The 15,759-nt window shown below is 62.1% G+C and carries 15 protein-coding genes and 1 pseudogene; 7 read left to right on the forward strand and 9 right to left on the reverse strand.

The genetic code is table 11. From position 1 onward, the window contains the following. Positions 1-17 precede the first annotated feature (17 nt). The 4 genes from ACZ9EJ_RS06780 to ACZ9EJ_RS06795 all read right to left on the reverse strand — a co-directional run bounded on the left by ACZ9EJ_RS06780 (position 18) and on the right by ACZ9EJ_RS06795 (position 3,518). The gene (locus tag ACZ9EJ_RS06780; protein ID WP_046639231.1) at positions 18-1,376 is read right to left on the reverse strand and encodes a multicopper oxidase family protein; all 1,359 of its coding nucleotides are present in this window, start codon (positions 1,374-1,376) and stop codon (positions 18-20) included. Positions 1,377-1,391: 15 nt separating this feature from the next. Beyond that, a complete protein-coding gene (locus ACZ9EJ_RS06785; protein ID WP_046639342.1) occupies positions 1,392-2,852 on the reverse strand; it encodes a TolC family protein in 1,461 nt (486 codons plus the stop codon). 5 nt (positions 2,853-2,857) lie between these two features. Continuing rightward, complete coding sequence (locus tag ACZ9EJ_RS06790; protein ID WP_080955669.1) at positions 2,858-3,076, reverse strand: hypothetical protein; 219 nt, start codon at positions 3,074-3,076, stop codon at positions 2,858-2,860. A gap of 88 nt (positions 3,077-3,164) precedes the next feature. Further along, positions 3,165-3,518 carry a hypothetical protein gene (locus ACZ9EJ_RS06795; protein WP_251089868.1) on the reverse strand — a complete coding sequence of 118 codons (354 nt, stop codon included), beginning with the start codon at positions 3,516-3,518 and terminating at the stop codon, positions 3,165-3,167. 499 nt (positions 3,519-4,017) lie between these two features. On the opposite strand from ACZ9EJ_RS06795, the gene ACZ9EJ_RS06800 reads away from it, so the two are divergent. From ACZ9EJ_RS06800 to ACZ9EJ_RS06825, 6 genes and pseudogenes are all read left to right on the forward strand, one after another. Beyond that, on the forward strand, positions 4,018-4,911 hold the full coding sequence (locus ACZ9EJ_RS06800) for an NAD-dependent epimerase/dehydratase family protein (RefSeq protein WP_046639233.1): 894 nt from the start codon (positions 4,018-4,020) through the stop codon (positions 4,909-4,911). Positions 4,912-5,010: 99 nt separating this feature from the next. Next, positions 5,011-5,805, forward strand: coding sequence for a thymidylate synthase (locus tag ACZ9EJ_RS06805; protein WP_046639234.1), 795 nt, complete (start codon positions 5,011-5,013; stop codon positions 5,803-5,805). Beyond that, positions 5,802-6,332 (forward strand): dihydrofolate reductase, encoded by a 531-nt coding sequence (locus ACZ9EJ_RS06810; RefSeq protein WP_046639235.1) that lies wholly within the window; start codon positions 5,802-5,804, stop codon positions 6,330-6,332. Before ACZ9EJ_RS06805 ends, ACZ9EJ_RS06810 begins: the two co-directional genes overlap by 4 nt. Before the next feature lie 140 nt (positions 6,333-6,472). Next, a complete protein-coding gene (hflK, locus tag ACZ9EJ_RS06815) occupies positions 6,473-7,567 on the forward strand; it encodes an FtsH protease activity modulator HflK (protein WP_046626753.1) in 1,095 nt (364 codons plus the stop codon). Then, positions 7,564-8,516 (forward strand): annotated as a pseudogene (hflC, locus tag ACZ9EJ_RS06820) (protease modulator HflC). Before hflK ends, hflC begins: the two are co-directional and overlap by 4 nt. Positions 8,517-8,737: 221 nt before the next feature. Continuing rightward, positions 8,738-10,384 (forward strand): Do family serine endopeptidase, encoded by a 1,647-nt coding sequence (locus ACZ9EJ_RS06825; protein WP_046639237.1) that lies wholly within the window; start codon positions 8,738-8,740, stop codon positions 10,382-10,384. A 13-nt stretch (positions 10,385-10,397) separates the two neighbouring features. Here the strand turns inward: ACZ9EJ_RS06825 and ACZ9EJ_RS06830 are convergent, their stop codons facing one another. From ACZ9EJ_RS06830 to serB, 4 genes are read right to left on the reverse strand one after another with little or no spacing between them, the layout of a single operon-like run. Next, a complete protein-coding gene (locus ACZ9EJ_RS06830) occupies positions 10,398-11,000 on the reverse strand; it encodes a GNAT family N-acetyltransferase (RefSeq protein WP_251089870.1) in 603 nt (200 codons plus the stop codon). Between the two features lie 4 nt (positions 11,001-11,004). After that, the gene (locus tag ACZ9EJ_RS06835; RefSeq protein WP_046639238.1) at positions 11,005-11,316 is read right to left on the reverse strand and encodes a helix-turn-helix domain-containing protein; all 312 of its coding nucleotides are present in this window, start codon (positions 11,314-11,316) and stop codon (positions 11,005-11,007) included. Further along, positions 11,313-11,666, reverse strand: a complete 354-nt coding sequence (locus ACZ9EJ_RS06840; RefSeq protein ID WP_251089871.1) for a type II toxin-antitoxin system RelE/ParE family toxin — start codon at positions 11,664-11,666, stop codon at positions 11,313-11,315. Before ACZ9EJ_RS06840 ends, ACZ9EJ_RS06835 begins: the two co-directional genes overlap by 4 nt. A 49-nt stretch (positions 11,667-11,715) precedes the next feature. Next, positions 11,716-12,606, reverse strand: a complete 891-nt coding sequence (serB, locus tag ACZ9EJ_RS06845; protein ID WP_046639239.1) for a phosphoserine phosphatase SerB — start codon at positions 12,604-12,606, stop codon at positions 11,716-11,718. On the opposite strand from serB, the gene miaA reads away from it, so the two are divergent. Next, positions 12,607-13,497 (forward strand): tRNA (adenosine(37)-N6)-dimethylallyltransferase MiaA, encoded by an 891-nt coding sequence (gene miaA, locus ACZ9EJ_RS06850; protein ID WP_046639345.1) that lies wholly within the window; start codon positions 12,607-12,609, stop codon positions 13,495-13,497. A 7-nt stretch (positions 13,498-13,504) separates the two neighbouring features. Here miaA and ACZ9EJ_RS06855 read toward each other — a convergent pair whose 3' ends face one another. Next, a complete protein-coding gene (locus ACZ9EJ_RS06855; protein WP_046639240.1) occupies positions 13,505-15,622 on the reverse strand; it encodes an ATP-binding protein in 2,118 nt (705 codons plus the stop codon). Between the last annotated feature and the right edge of the window lie 137 nt (positions 15,623-15,759).

The following is a 15,759-nucleotide window of genomic DNA, read 5'->3' on the forward strand; positions in this document are numbered from 1 at the left end:
GTTTTTGGAGTGCTCGATCAGCCGTGGTTCGAATGTTTCGAGGGTGGCTGCGTCTTTGCGTCTTTGGCCTTGGGGGCGTCGGGGAGGCTTCCCGTCCACTCCCAGGCCTGCGTGCCGGGCGGGTTCTCGTACCAGCCCGGATCGGTGTAATCGCCCGCCGAGATGCCCTCGCGGACTTTCACCACGGAGAACATGCCGCCCATCTCGATGGGGCCGTGCGGACCCCAGCCAGTCATCATGGGGACGGTGTTCTCCGGGATTTCCATCGACATTTCGCCCATGTCGGCCATGCCGGCGGTACCCATCGGCATGTATTCGGGGCGGATCTGCCTGATCTTTTTGGTGACCTCCTTCTTGTCGACGCCGATGAAGGTCGGGATGTCGTGGCCCATCGCGTTCATCGTGTGATGCGACTTGTGGCAATGGATCGCCCAGTCGCCGACATGCTTTGCGTCGAACTCGTAGGCCCGCATCGCGCCGACGGGAATGTCGATGCTGACCTCCGGCCAGCGTGCCTCTGGCCTGACCCAGCCGCCGTCGGTGCAGGTCACTTCGAAATCGTAGCCGTGCATGTGGATCGGGTGGTTGGTCATCGTCAGGTTACCGACGCGGACGCGGACCTTGTCGTTCTTCGAGACCACCAGCGGATCGATGCCCGGGAAGATGCGGCTGTTCCAGGTCCAGAGATTGAAGTCAGTCATCTCCATGACGCGCGGCACATAGGTGCCGGGATCGATGTCATAGGCGCTGAGCAGGAAAACGAAGTCGCGGTCCACCGGCATGAACTTCGGATCCTTGGGATGGACGACGAAGAACCCCATCATGCCCATCGCCATCTGGACCATCTCGTCCGAATGCGGGTGGTACATGAAGGTGCCGGACTTCACGAGGTCGAACTCGTAGACGAAGGTCTTGCCGACCGGAATGTGCGGCTGCGACAGCCCGCCGACGCCGTCCATGCCTGACGGCAGGATCATGCCGTGCCAGTGGACGGTGGTGTGCTCGGGCAGCTTGTTGGTCACGAAGATACGGACGCGGTCGCCTTCGACCGCCTCGATCGTCGGGCCCGGCGACTGGCCGTTGTAGCCCCAGAGATAGGCGGTCATGCCTTCCGCCATCTCGCGCTCGACAGGCTCGGCGACGAGATGGAACTCCTTGACGCCGTTGTTCATCCGGAAGGGCAGCGTCCATCCGTTGAGCGTCACGACCGGGTTGTAGTCGGGGCCGACAGACGGCCGGACTGGCGTCTGGGTTGCTGCGGAATCCATGACGGCAGCTTCCGGCAGACCCATGTTGGAGGTCTGACTCCACGACTGGGAGGAGACGAGGGCGGCTCCGGCGGCACCAGCTCCCAGCAATTGTCTTCTACTGAACATTTTCGTTTTCCTTTCTCAATGTCCGCCATTTTCGGCTTCTTCAGCCGAAGCGACCTCGGTCTCTGCCGAGGCGGAACCGGTGCTGCCGCCATAAATGACGGGGGCAAGGTTCGCTTCGGCGAGCCAGAAGTCGCGTTTGGCGTTGACGGCGAGGATGGTGGAGTCGATCTTTTCGCGGGTGTCGGCGATCAGTTCGAAGGTGCTGGTGATCATGCCGTTGTAGGAGAGGAGGGACTGCTCCTCGATGGCATTGCGCAACGGCAGGACGCTGTTTCGGTAATGGCGTGCGATATCGTAGTTCGACTTGTAGGCCAGATAGGCAGAGCGCGCCTGCGAACGGGCGTTGACCGCAAGTTCCGCCAGCTGGTTGGCTGCCCGCATGTAGGCGAGTTCACCCTTGCGCAGACGCGCCTGTCCGGAATCGAAGATCGGGATCTTGAACTCCAGCGACGCGGTCTTCGACACGTCCGAGAGGATCTTGCCGTCCTCGCGCTCGCGTTCCTTTTCGTAATTGCCGACCAGTTCGATGTCGGTGACGATGCGGGTGACATCCTCGAGCTTGTAGGACTGGGCGGTCGCCTGAAGCTCCAGGCGGGCGACCTGCAGATCCATGCGCTTGTGAATCGACTCGGCCTCGATGTCGCTGCGCCCGATCAGGGTCTTCGGCAATGAGGGGAGGCGGTTCGGAATCTGGAAGTCGATGTCGGAGCCGGAAAGGCCCATCAGCCTGACCAGCTCTTCCTTGGCAAGCTTTGCTTCGAGCCTTGCCTTGGCAGTCTCGCCGGTCAGCTCCGCATAGAAGACGTGTTCACGTGCCTGGTCGGCCTTCGGCATCGATCCGGCTTCGCCGATCTTCTTGGCGAGTTCGGACGCAGCGTCGGCGGCTACCTTGGCCTGATTGAGGTAGGCGACGTTTTCCCAGGCCGCCACGGCGTTGATCCAGGCTCGTCGCGTTTCGGCGGCGAGAGAGATCGTGGCGATGGCCGCGTTGAGCTGAGCCTGCCGGAAGCGTGTATCGGCCAGCTTGATGTTCTTGTCGTATGTCGCCAGCGCCAGAATATTGGCAGCGACGGCCCCTTCGAGAACACGATAGGCCTCAAGTCCGGGAGTAGCTATCCCGGTCAGGCCGACGGAGAAGGTCGGAAAAACCGAAAGCTGGGTCTGCCATGCGTCCGCGGCACTATCTCCGAGATCGGCATAGGAGGCCTGCAGGCCCTTGTTGTTCAGGAGGGCGACCTGGACCGCGGTCTCGACGTCGACGGTCTTCCTGGCCATCAGCGCCTTTCCGCGGTCCCGGACTGCCTGGGCCTGCTGTCGGTTCTGGACCCACACGGTTTGCTTGCCGATGGCCTCGCTGCTTTTCGACGAGGCATTCATGAAACCGGCATCTTTGGCGGCGTAATCCGTCGCAACGCAGCCGCCGGCGACGAGGGGAAGCACGATGACGGACACGAGCTTGATGTGACGTGCAATCATCCCGCTCATCCTTTTTTCGGAGCCTGGGCGTCGTTGAGACTGCGCCAGGGCTTCGGGTCGACGGGCATGCGATGGGTGTAGCCGTCAATCGGGCTCCGGTACCGAGGGGGGCTGACGTCGGGCACGGTGTCAGGGTGGTCTGTCGAAGCCACGACTTCAGGCAATGTGGATGCACATCCGCTGGCAAAAAGCGGAAGAGCAACCACCAGGAACAAATGTTTCATGGTGAAAATCCGAGAATATGATCGCAATTGCGCCATGGCGCTCGCTCGCGCACAGGCACAGCAAGACCCGCCCTGCGGGTGCTATTTCTCAGATATTAGGTGGACGATGGAGGCTCGGCTTTTGACCGGCAGTATCGGTGTCGTCGATGAATTCGCGAATGGAGACCACGCGCGGATGGCTCAACGAAGAGCCTGGGCAGGTGATGGCCGTAACACCGCAATAATCCGTGCAGCAGGAGTTCTTGGATTTTTCCGGGCTGCCGTGGTCATGCTGGTTGCCGTGATGATCGGCGTCGGCCATCGCGACTCGGTCGTCGCCATGGTGAGAGGCGTGACCATCTTCGATCTGGGAAACCTGGGCGGCGCTCTCGGGATGCATCGCAGCGCTGACGGCAGAAAAGCTGTAGCCAGCCAGTGACAAGATCATCACCAGTCTGAACATCAGTGCCGTTGCCTTAGATGTGATTCGATACATCCCGCTCATGCCTATGAGGATTGCCAGTGCCTTCGAGCTTGTCAATCGACGCCTTCTCAAACCACCGCTTCACGTCGTTTGTGTGGCATCGCAACAACGCCGCGGCGGCAGCAAGGATGAACCCGCCGCAATCGGAACATTGAGGCAATCGCCCGCTTGGCGATGGCTTGCAGCTTCCCATACTGGGAAGGTCAAGCGATTTTTTGCGGTGCGGCGACAATTCGAACTTCGCAACCGCCTATTCTCCATCTCCACGCGAAGTCACGAGGTGGGGCGGACGCTACAAGTTTTCGGCCTTGGAAGGTCAAGCGCTTAAAGCCGCGTTTCAGGCATTCTGCTTTTGCGTGGATCGACGTTGACGGGCAGGCGGTGCCGTGCTTCATCATCGATCGGGAGTGTCATTTTCGGCCGGCGATGCCGGTCTCGAAAAGGCAGGGCAGGGCCCGGATGGGATTGAGACGGCGTCATGGGCAAGCGGATCGTATTCACCGGCGGCAGCGGCAAGGCAGGACGGCATGTGGTGCCGTATCTTCTGGGGCAGGGGCATGAGGTCTTCAACCTCGACCTGGTGCCGCTCGATTGCCCCGGCGTCAACACGCTGATCACCGATCTGAGGGACGGCGGCGAGACCTTTAACGCGCTCTCGATGCATTTCGGCTTCAAGGGACTGGACAGCGGCAAGGGACCGGCACCGGTCGATGCGGTGGTGCATTTCGCCGCCGTGCCGCGCATCCTGATGCGCCCCGACAACGCGACATTCTCGGCCAACACGATCTCCACCTACAATGTCATCGAGGCGGCGATGAAGCTCGGCATCTCCAAGGTGGTCATCGCATCCAGCGAGACGACCTACGGGGTCTGCTTTGCCGAGGGCGACAAGGACTATCATTCGTTTCCGCTCACCGAAGACTACGATGTCGATCCGATGGACAGCTACGGCCTGTCGAAAGTGGTCAACGAGAAGACGGCGCGTGCCTTTTCCATGCGTTTCGGCGCGGATATCTACGCGCTTCGGATCGGCAACGTGATATCGCCGGAAGACTACAGCCGCTTCCCCGCCTTTCTCGCGGACCCGCCGTCGCGCAAACGCAATGCCTGGAGCTATATCGATGCGCGCGATCTCGGCCAGATCGTGCATCTCTGCATCGAAAAGGATGGGCTTGGGTTCCAGGTCTTCAACGCGGTCAACGACACGATCACGTCTCGCGAGCCGACCCGGCCGTTCCTGGAACGCTGGGCGCCCGGCACGCCCATCGTCGGCGAGATCGGCGAATTCGAGGCTCCGATCAGCAACCGCAAGATCCGCGACGTGCTGGGCTTTTCCGAAAACCACAACTGGCGGAAATACGTCTCCGACTGATCCGCACCGCTAAAACGGGGGAAAGCCGTCAAACGAGATTGGTCGGGCCGTCCTGTGCTACTATATGATTCCATGACGATGGAATCGGCGGCCTGACCCATGAAACAATATCTCGATCTTCTTCGGCATGTGATGGAAACCGGAACCGACCGGGGCGACCGCACCGGCAAGGGGACACGCTCGGTGTTCGGCCACCAGATGCGCTTCGACCTCGCAGAAGGTTTTCCGGTCCTCACGACCAAGAAGCTGCACCTGAGATCGATCATCCACGAACTGCTGTGGTTCCTGAAGGGCGACACCAATATCGCCTACCTCAAGGAAAACGGCGTTTCGATCTGGGATGAATGGGCGGACGAAAAGGGCGAGCTCGGCCCCGTCTACGGTTATCAGTGGCGCTCCTGGCCTGCCCCCGACGGCCGCCATATCGACCAGATCTCGCAACTGATCGAGGGCCTCAAGGTCAACCCCAACTCGCGCCGGCACATCGTGTCGGCCTGGAATGTCGGCCAGCTCGACGACATGGCGCTGCCCGCCTGCCATTGCCTGTTCCAGTTCTACGTCGCCGACGGCAAGCTCTCCTGCCAACTCTACCAGCGTTCCGCCGACGTCTTTCTCGGCGTGCCGTTCAACATCGCCTCCTACGCGCTGCTGACGATGATGGTCGCCCAGGTGACGGGGCTGAAACCGGGCGACTTCGTCCATACGCTCGGCGACACGCATATCTATTCGGATCATTTCGAACAGGCCAAGCTGCAGCTGACCCGCACCCCGAAGGCACTGCCCACCATGCGCATCAATCCTGCGGTCAGGGATATCTTCTCCTTCCGATTCGAGGATTTCGAGCTCGAAGGATATGAGGCCGATCCGCATATCAAGGCGGCGGTGGCGGTGTGAGCAGGCCTCGCCTCGTCGTCATTGCCGCGGTCTCGCAGAACGGCGTCATCGGCCGGGATGGCGACATGCCCTGGAGGCTTTCGACCGATCTCAAGCGGTTCAAGGCACTGACCTTGGGCAAGCCGGTTATCGTCGGGCGCAAGACCTTCGACAGTTTCGGCGGCAGGCCTCTCCCTGGTCGGCCGCATGTGGTCGTCACGCGTAATCCGGATTTCCACTACGAGGGCGTCGATGTGGCGGCGTCGGTGGACGAGGCACTGAAGATTGCCGGCCGCAGGGCCGAGGAGGCGGGAGCCGACGAGATTTATGTGCTCGGCGGCGGCGAGATCTATGCCCAGGCGATCCAGATCGCAGACATGCTGCGCGTTACCCATGTCGAAACCGATATTTCGGATGGCGATACGTTCTTTCCTGCCATCGATCCGGCGGTGTTCGAGAAGGTCGAGGAGATTGCCGTTCCGGTGGGCGAGAAGGACAGTTATCCGACCCGTTTTACCACTTATGCCCGCCGAACCGCGACAAACTGAAACATTTCGTTACCGTTGAACGGGAAGTTATTGAACCTGCGTTGAAAGCAGGTCGGTGCATCCCTATAACGGGCTATAGCCAGACGGCTGCCGCACGGCAGGGTCGCGGTTTGGGAGCGAATACGAACAAAGAGGTTTTGATGCCCTGGAGCAATCAGAATGGTGGCGGCGGCGGCCCTTGGGGCGGCGGTGGCGGTAATAATCAAGGGCCCTGGGGACAGGGACCGAACCGCCCACGCGGCGGCGGGGGCAGCGGCGGTCCGCCCGACCTCGAAGACATCATAAGGCGCAGTCAGGACCGGCTTCGCAGCGTGATGCCCGGCGGCTTCAACGGCGGCGCCTTCGCGATCGTGCTCGTCGTGATCATTGCCTTCCTCGCCTTCCAATCCGTCTATACGGTTCAGCCGGACGAGCGCGGGGTCGAACTGCGTTTCGGCCGCCCGAAGGACGAAATCTCCATGCCGGGCCTGCATTTCCATTTCTGGCCCTTCGAATCCGTCGAGATCGTCAAGGTTACCGAACAGCAGCAGAATATCGGCGCGGCTCGGGGCTCCAGTTCCAATGCGGGCTGGATGCTGACCGGCGACCAGAACATCGTCAACGTCCAGTTCTCGGTTCTGTTCACCGTGACCGATCCGAAGGCCTATCTCTTCAACCTGGAGGGCCCGGCTTCGACGCTGCAGCAGGTTTCCGAGAGCGCCATGCGCGAAGTCGTCGGCCGCCGGCCGGCGCAGGACATTTTCCGCGACAACCGCGAGGGCATCTCGACCGAGGTGCGCAACATCATCCAGGGCACGATGGACACCTATGGCTCGGGCCTTTCCATCAATGCCGTGCCGATCGAGGATGCAGCGCCGCCGCGTGAAGTGGCCGACGCCTTCGAAGAAGTGCAGCGCGCCGAACAGGACGAGGACCGTTTCGTCGAAGAGGCGAACCAGTACGCCAACCAGAAGCTCGGCCAGGCTCGCGGTCAGTCAGCCCAGGTCCGCGAAGAGGCATCCGCCTACAAGGACAGGGTCGTCAACGAAGCGCAGGGCGAGGCGCAGCGCTTCGTCTCGATCTACAACGAATATGCCAATGCGCCTGAAGTCACGCGCCGGCGAATCTTCCTCGAAACCATGGAAGCGGTCCTGAAGAACTCCAACAAGATCATTCTGGACAGCAAGGACGGCGTCGTTCCCTATCTGCCGCTCAACGAGATGATGAAGCAGCCGACACAGGGAGGCACCCGATGAACTCCAATCGACTCCCCGCATTCCTGATCGGCCTCGCCGTCCTGCTCATGCTCATCTATTCGTCGGTCTTCGTGGTCAACGAGCGCGAACAGGCGATCGTCGTGCGCTTCGGCGAAATCCAGGACGTCAAGCGCGAGCCGGGCATCTATTTCAAGCTGCCCTTCGCATTCATGGATGCCGACCGCGTCCAGTATGTCGAGGACCGGGCATTGCGCTTCGATCTCGACAATATCCGCGTCCAGGTCCGCGGCGGTGCTTTCTATGAAGTTGACGCTTTCGTCGTCTACTCGATCACCGATCCGCGCCTTTTCCGGGAAACGGTGTCGGGCGACCGCGAATCGGCCGAATCGCGCCTTCGCACCCGACTCGACGCGGCTTTGCGCCGGGTCTACGGTCTGCGCAATTTCGACGCGGCGCTTTCCAACGAGCGCTCTTCGATGATGCAGGAGGTCCGTGCCGACCTGAGTGCTGCGGCGGAAACCCTCGGGCTCGCGATCCGCGACGTTCGTATCCGCCGGACCGACCTCACCCAGGAAGTGTCGCAGCAGACCTTCCAGCGCATGAAGGCGGAACGTCTTGCAGAAGCTGAACTGATCCGCGCTCGTGGTAACGAGCAGGGCCAGCGCCGCCGCGCGCCATCGCCGACCGCCAGGTCGTCGAGTTCGTCTCGGAAGCGCAGCGGGATGCGGAAATCATGCGCGGTCAGGGCGACGCCGAGCGCAACAAGATCTTCGGCGAGGCCTTCCAGCGTGATCCGGCCTTCTTCGAGTTCTACCGTACCATGCGTGCCTACGTGGCTGCACTTGCCGACAACGGCACGACGCTGGTGCTGTCGCCGGATTCGGAATTCTTCCGGTTCTTCAACTCGTCCGCAGGTCAGGCACTTGCGCCGATCCAGCCTCCGGGCCGGCCGGCGCCGCCTGCCGCGCCCGCAGCGCCGGCGAACTGATCCGACAAGCTTGGGGCGGCGCAAAGCCGCCCCTTTCGTGACAAGACCATCCACAGGCGTAACGGTAGAGGGCGCGATCCTCACGAAAAGGTAATTTCCACAGTCGTCATTCCGCCTTATGCTCTGCCGAAACTCCGCCCGATTCAAAGGTTCCTATAGCCTGCCCGGATGGAGACCGCTCTTCCGGGGTGACGCGGACAATCCAACAGCGAGGACGCCAGATGGCCCATTCGGTTCGATCGACCTTCAAGCGCAGCGTCACGCTTGCGGCAACTTTTGCCCTGCTGGCGGCACCCTTGCAGGCGGTTGCCCAGACCCCGGTCCCTGCCGCTCCGGGGCAGAATGCCAATCCGCCGGCTGCCGGCTCTCCGGGCGCCATGCTGCCCGCTCCGCCGACGCCGTCTCCGACCATCAATCCGCCCCCGGCTCCCGGACCCATCGCGGGCGCCGGCCCGGGTTCGATCGCCGACCTCGTCGAGGGCCTGCTCGATGCCGTCGTCAACATCTCCACCTCTCAGAGTGTCAAGGACCAGGGAGCCGGCCCGCAGCCTCAGATCCAGGAAGGTTCACCATTCCAGGAGTTTTTCGAGGATTTCTTCGATGGCCAGGGCGGTCAGAACGGCAACCAGAAGGTTTCTTCGCTCGGCTCCGGCTTCGTGATCGATCCCTCCGGCTACGTGGTCACCAACAACCACGTCATCGAGGGCGCCGACGACATCGAGGTGATTTTCCCGAACGGCTCGAAGCTCAAGGCCAGGCTGGTCGGCACCGACACCAAGACCGACCTGTCGGTCCTGAAGGTCGAACCCAAGGCGCCGCTCAAGGCCGTGCGTTTCGGCGATTCCCGCCGCATGCGGATCGGCGACTGGGTGATGGCGATCGGCAACCCGTTCGGCCTCGGCGGATCCGTGACGTTGGGCATCATCTCGGCCCGCGGCCGCAACATCAATGCCGGTCCCTATGACAACTTCATCCAGACGGATGCGGCCATCAACAAGGGCAATTCCGGCGGCCCGCTGTTCAACATGCGCGGCGAGGTGATCGGCATCAATACCGCGATCATTTCACCGTCCGGCGGTTCGATCGGCATCGGTTTCGCCGTGCCGACGGAACTCGCCGAAAATGTCGTGCACCAGCTGACCGAATTCGGTGAGACGCGCCGCGGCTGGCTCGGCGTGCGCATCCAGCCGGTCACCGACGACGTGGCGGCAAGCCTCGGCCTCGACAAGGCGCGCGGCGCGCTGGTATCCGGCGTGGTCAACGGCGGGCCGATCAAGAACGGCGAGATCAAGGCCGGTGACGTGATTCTCACCTTCGACGGCCAGTCCGTCAACGAGATGCGCGACCTGCCGCGCATCGTTGCGGAGAGCCCGGTCAGCAAGGAAGTCGACGTGGTGATCCTGCGCGACGGCAAGCAGCAGACCGTCAAGGTGACGCTCGGTCGCCTGGAGGATAGCGCCGATCCGGAGGAGGAAGACGACCAGCCGGCCCTGCCGGAAGGCCAGGGCGAAAACAAGACGCCGAACAACAATGCGCCCGGAGACCAGAAGGGCGAACTCAGCCAGGATCCGGCCGCAGCCTTCGGCATGACTCTCGCCGTTCTCGACGAGGACCGCCGCAAGAGTTTCAGCATCGTCGAAAGCGTCGAAGGTGTACTGATCACCGCCGTCGCGCCGAACTCGCCTGCGGCCCAGAAGGGGTTGAAGGTCGGTGAGGTCGTGGTCGAGGTGGCTCAGGATTTCGTCGAAAGCCCGGCCGACGTCGTCAAGCGAATTGCCGTCCTGAAGTCCGAAGGCCGTCGCAACGCGCATGTGATGGTCTCCGATCCTTCCGGAAACCTGCGCTTCGTAGCGTTGCCGCTGGAGTAGGCTTAGCGAACGGTCAGCGGATGCGTCCCGCGGCCGCTCTCTGGCGCTGCCACTCATCGCGCGTGATCGCATAGACCACATGCGGTTTCAGATGCGGGTGCGTATCCGGCACCCGCGGGTGTTCGAAATCCATGCCGGTGATGCGATGCAGGCCAAGGCGCTTCATGACGGCGGTCGATCGCCGGTTTTCGCCGACCGCGAAGGAGACGACCGCATCGAGGTGCTTTTCGCCGAAGGCGAAGTCCAGCAGGGCGCGGGCTGCTTCCGTGACATACCCGTTGCCCCAGAACCGGGTCGCCAGCCGCCAGCCGATCTCTACCGTTTCGACCGGAAAGATATCCGGCATGTTGGCGAGCGACAGGCCGCAGAAACCCATGGGCTCCTGCGTTTCCTTCAGTTCCAGCGCGTAAAAGCCGAGACCGGTTTCGGTGATCGCGTCGTTGAGTTTTCCCAGAAAGGCATCGGCCTCTTCGTAAGTGCGGCGGAACGGGAAAAATTCCATCACCTTCGGATCGGAGTTGATCTCGCGAAAAAGATCGCGGTCGCTGTCGATCCAGCTTCTGAGGCGCAGGCGTTCGGTTTCGAGGATGATCCGTGGGGGCATGGTCTCGAGCATCGCCCTACGACGCCGACGAAGAGGATTTCGGTTTTTGAAAGCTGATGCGCAGTTTGGTGCCGGTCGCATCGGCGAAACGTTGCAGGGTGCGGGTGGAGGGCATGGACCGGCCGCTCTCCAGCCGCGCGATGGCCGCCTGCGTCGTACCCATGGCCTTGGCGACGTCCTCCTGCGTCATGGAAGCCTGAGCACGTGCCTTGATCAGGGCCTCCGCGAGGGCGAACTCCTCTTCGAGGGCATCGTAGGCCGCAACGAATTCGAGGTCCTTGAACCATTCCTTCGCTGCTTCGCTTACAAGAAGACTCTTCTTGGTCATCTCACATCCTTTGCCCGTCTGAGCGCAATCTCAATTTCGCGTCTGGGCGTCTTTTGCGTCTTCTTCCGAAAGACATGCAGAACCACGATCCGATGTCCGGAAGCCGTTACATAGGCCGCTCGGGCTATACCGTCGCGTCCGCGCATTCGCATTTCCCAGATCGGCCCCTCAAGGTGCTTCACATAGGGTTCGTGTACCTTGGCGGGTCCTTCCAGCTCGATCAGCCTTACGATGCGGAGAAAGCTGGCGACAATATCGGTGGGAAACGCCTCAAGTTCGATTCTGACGCGATCGTTTAGAAACTCCATCTTCCAAGACATGAAATATACCATTTTTGCAATGATTTTCAATGCAAATGATGCGATGTATATTTCAATCCGTCAATCGCAAGGGTTGCAATCAGGCCGCAACGAAATCCGTCTTGCGATAACCCTGGATATAGAGAAGGGCTGTCAGGTCGCCGTGGTCGATGCGCATCTTGGCCTGGGCGGCGACGGTAGGCTTGGCGTGCAGCGCGACGCCGGAACCGGCGATGTCGAGCATGCCGAGATCGTTGGCGCCGTCACCGACGGCGATCGTGTCTTGCGGGGAGATGCCGAGCTTTTCCGCGATGGCAAGGAGCGCGTCCACCTTGGCCTGTTTGCCGAGGATGGGTTCGGCGACTTCGCCGGTGAGGATGCCGTCCTTTTCGAGGAGGATGTTGGCGCGGTTCTCGTCGAAGCCAAGCGTCGCGGCGATGCGGCTGGTGAAGACGGTGAAGCCGCCGGATACGAGGGCGGCGTAATGCCCCCTGGCCTTCATGGTGGCGATCAGTTCCGGTCCGCCCGAGGTCAGTGTGATGCGCTGGGCGATCACATCATCAACGACGCTGATCGGCAGGCCTTTCAAGAGTGCCACGCGTTCGCGAAGCGCGGGTTCGAAGGCGATCTCGCCGTTCATGGCGCGGGCAGTGATCGTCGCGACCTTGTCCTTCAGCCCGACGACATCGGCAAGCTCGTCGATGCATTCCTGGCCGATCATGGTCGAATCCATGTCGGCGATCAGGAATTTCTTGCGGCGGGTATCCGCGTCTTGGATGACGAGATCGATCGGCGCGTTGCCGATGATGGCCCTCAGCGCGGCCTCTGCCGCTTCGATATCGGAACCGTCGCGCAGCGCGATATCGCAGGCGATACCATCTGCCAGCCAGTAGAGACCCGAGGCTTTCATCGCCTCTGCCGCTTGTTCTCCGAGCCTGGAACTGAGAACGGGGTTTGACGGATGGGCAATGAGCGTGGCAACGAAAGCCATATGAGCGACCTTATCGACAATTTTGATGCGATCCTGATAACCGGGCCGACGGCCAGCGGCAAGTCGGCGCTTGCATTGCGCCTGGCCCGCGAGAAAAACGGCGTTGTCATCAATGCCGACAGCATGCAGGTCTACGACACGCTGCGGGTCCTGACGGCGCGACCGGCCGAGGACGAGATGGACTGCGTGCCGCACCTGCTCTACGGGCATGTGCCGGCGACGCGCGCCTATTCGACCGGCGAATGGCTGCGCGACGTGACGGCGCTTCTGCCGGAACTTGCGCGCGAGGGCCGGCTTCCGGTCTTCGTCGGCGGCACGGGGCTTTATTTCAAGGCGCTGACGGGTGGCCTTTCCGACATGCCGGAAATCTCGCAGGATATCCGCTGCGAGGTGCGCCTGCGCCTGAAACAGGAAGGGCCGGAGGCGCTGCATGCGGAGCTTTCGGCACGCGACGCGCCAGTAGCGGCGGGCCTCGAGCCGAAGGACGGGCAGCGGATCGTGAGAGCGCTCGAAGTTCTGGCGGAGACCGGTCGCTCCATCGCCGAATTCCAGGGCAGGCAGGGGCCGATGGTAATCGATCCTTCGCGGGCGAAGAAGCTCGTCGTGCTGCCGGACAGAAAGCTCCTCCACGAACGGATCGACCGCCGCTTCGAGACGATGCTGGAGACCGGTGCCGTGGATGAGGTGAGGGCGCTGCTGGCGCTCGATCCTGCACCCGACCTGCCCGTCATGAAGGCGATCGGCGTCACCCAGATCGCCGAGATGCTGGAGGGCCGCATGAGCCGGGAAGACGTGATCGAACGCGGCTCGGCATTGACGCGCCAATATGCCAAGCGGCAGATGACCTGGTTTCGCAACCAGATGGACGAAAGCTGGGAGCGGCTGGCCTAAGGCCGGCTCAATCCTTGTCGTAGAGACTGCTCAGCGGTTTCTTCAGCAGGCTTTCGCGCAGCGATCCTTCGCGCCGGAGCAGCGGGTTCGGGCGCGGTGCGCCTTCGGGCGCCGGGGGGCGCTGGAACGTCGGAGGCGCGGGCTGGTAGGGCGGCGGCTCAGGCGGACGTTCGCGGCGCAGTTCCGCGAAACGGTCGGGGCGAGGCACTGCGGATTGTTCGGGTGCAGTGGCGCGCGGCAGCATTTCCGGCCGGTAGGGTTCAAGCTGCGGGCTGCCTGCCATGGGTGGTGTCGGATTGATCGTCACATGGCCCGTGGCACGGATCTCCCGGTTCCAGCGATCGAGTTCGGCATCACCTGCCGGCGGGAAATCGTCGTCCGTATCCTCCGGGGCACCGGAAGTGCCTTCAGCGAAAGACGGAGTCGCCGTGGCGTAGCTTTGCTGGAAGGCGGAAATATCCGGGCCGCTGACGGCGCGCATGCGTGCGATCACCGTGCGCAGATCGACCGTATCCGGCGTATCCTCCGTGCCTTTGTCGGCGACGCCATTGGCCTTGGGCAGGTATTTTTCCTCGACGCGGGCAAACCGCATGCGCATCGGCACGGAAATCGCCTCGCCGAAGGCGATCGCCTCGCCGTTGCCGATCGACGACAGAAAGCTGGTCGTCGAGATCGACGAATTCGGGATCGCCGATTTGATGATTTCCTGGTCGCGGTCGTTGGACAGCCGCATGGCGAACACGGTCGAGCACTGCGAGAGGATCGTCTGGTCGAGTTCGCCGGGGCGCTGGGTGATGACGCCGAGCGAGACGCCGTATTTGCGGCCCTCCTTGGCGATCCGCGAGATGGCCTGCCTTGTCGGGAAGAAACCGAGTTCCCGGTCGGCGGGCACATAACGGTGCGCTTCTTCGCAGACGACGAGCATGTGGATGGCGCCATTGCTCCAGAGCGCCAGTTCAAACGCCATGCGGCAGAGGATCGAGGCGACGGAATTGACGACCTCCGACGGAATGCCGGCGAGCTGGAAGGTGGAGATCGGCCGGTCTCCGCCCGGAATGCGGAAGATATAGGCGATCGTCTCCATGATCGTGTCGTTGATCGTATTGTTGGAGAACATGAAATGGTAGCGCGGGTCGTTGATCGCCGACAGGATGCGCATCTTGAGCGACCGCAGGAACGGTTTTTCGCCGCGGCCTTCCAGGCGGCCGATCCGTTCGTCTATCAGCGCCAGGAGGTCCGCCATGCGGTAGGGTACCGGCGTATCGGCGGTGACCGAGCTTTTTTCCGTCGAGCGGCGCATCAGCGACGTTTCGTTGCCGCGGAAGGCGCGTTTCGCCTCCGGGATCAGGTCGCGCAGGATGTCGAGTTCTTCCGCCACGGCCGGGCGGCCGCGGAAAACGACTTCGGAAAACTCTTCGAGCCGCATCAGCCAGAAGGGCAGGTCGAGCGTTTCGGTATCGATGACGACCGCGTGATCGGGAAAGGCTGCGGCAAATTCGTTGTGCGGATCGAGAATGAGGACACGCAGCTTCGGGTCGGTCTCGATCGCCTTGTGGAGGAGCAGGGAGACGGCGGTCGACTTGCCGACGCCTGTCGAGCCGACGATGGCGAAGTGTTTCGACAGCATCGACGGGATATGGATCGTCGCGTCGATTGTGTCGTCCTGGGTCAGCTTGCCGATTACGCAGGTCTCGTTCTTGCCGGTATCATAAATGCGGGAAAGGTCGGCGGCACGAATGCGGTGCGCCACGGCGCCGAGATAGGGATAACAGGAGATGCCGCCTGTGAACTCGTCGCGACCATCGGGTCCCTTGCGCACCTCGCCGAGCAGTTCGGCCTCGATGTGGAAACCGGTATTGCCGTTTTCACTCCATTCCCTGCCGCCGGTCTGCATCGCATAGGCAAGCGCCACGACACGGTTTTCGCCGACGCTGATGGAGATCAGACGGCCGACGGACCAGAGCTCGGTAAGATCGGTCTCTCCGTGTTCGGCAACGGCGGAAATGGTAGCGTGCGAGCCGTTGCATGCGACGACGCGCCCAAGCATGCGGTTGCCGGGCTTCTGGACGTCGCGACGATCCTGCTCTCCTGCAGACGCGGAACGGTGCAGATCGTTGTTCAACAAACTCGGGCCCCTATCATTGGGGGTGGCGGATCAGGTTGCGGCTCGTCCGTCGGGTCGCTCCTCTCCAAACAGGAGGACTATATTGTGCCGGCCTTAACAACTCGTGTAGGAAGGCGCGCGGCTGAATGCATGGAAAC

Source organism: Neorhizobium sp. USDA 3394 (assembly GCF_056280385.1).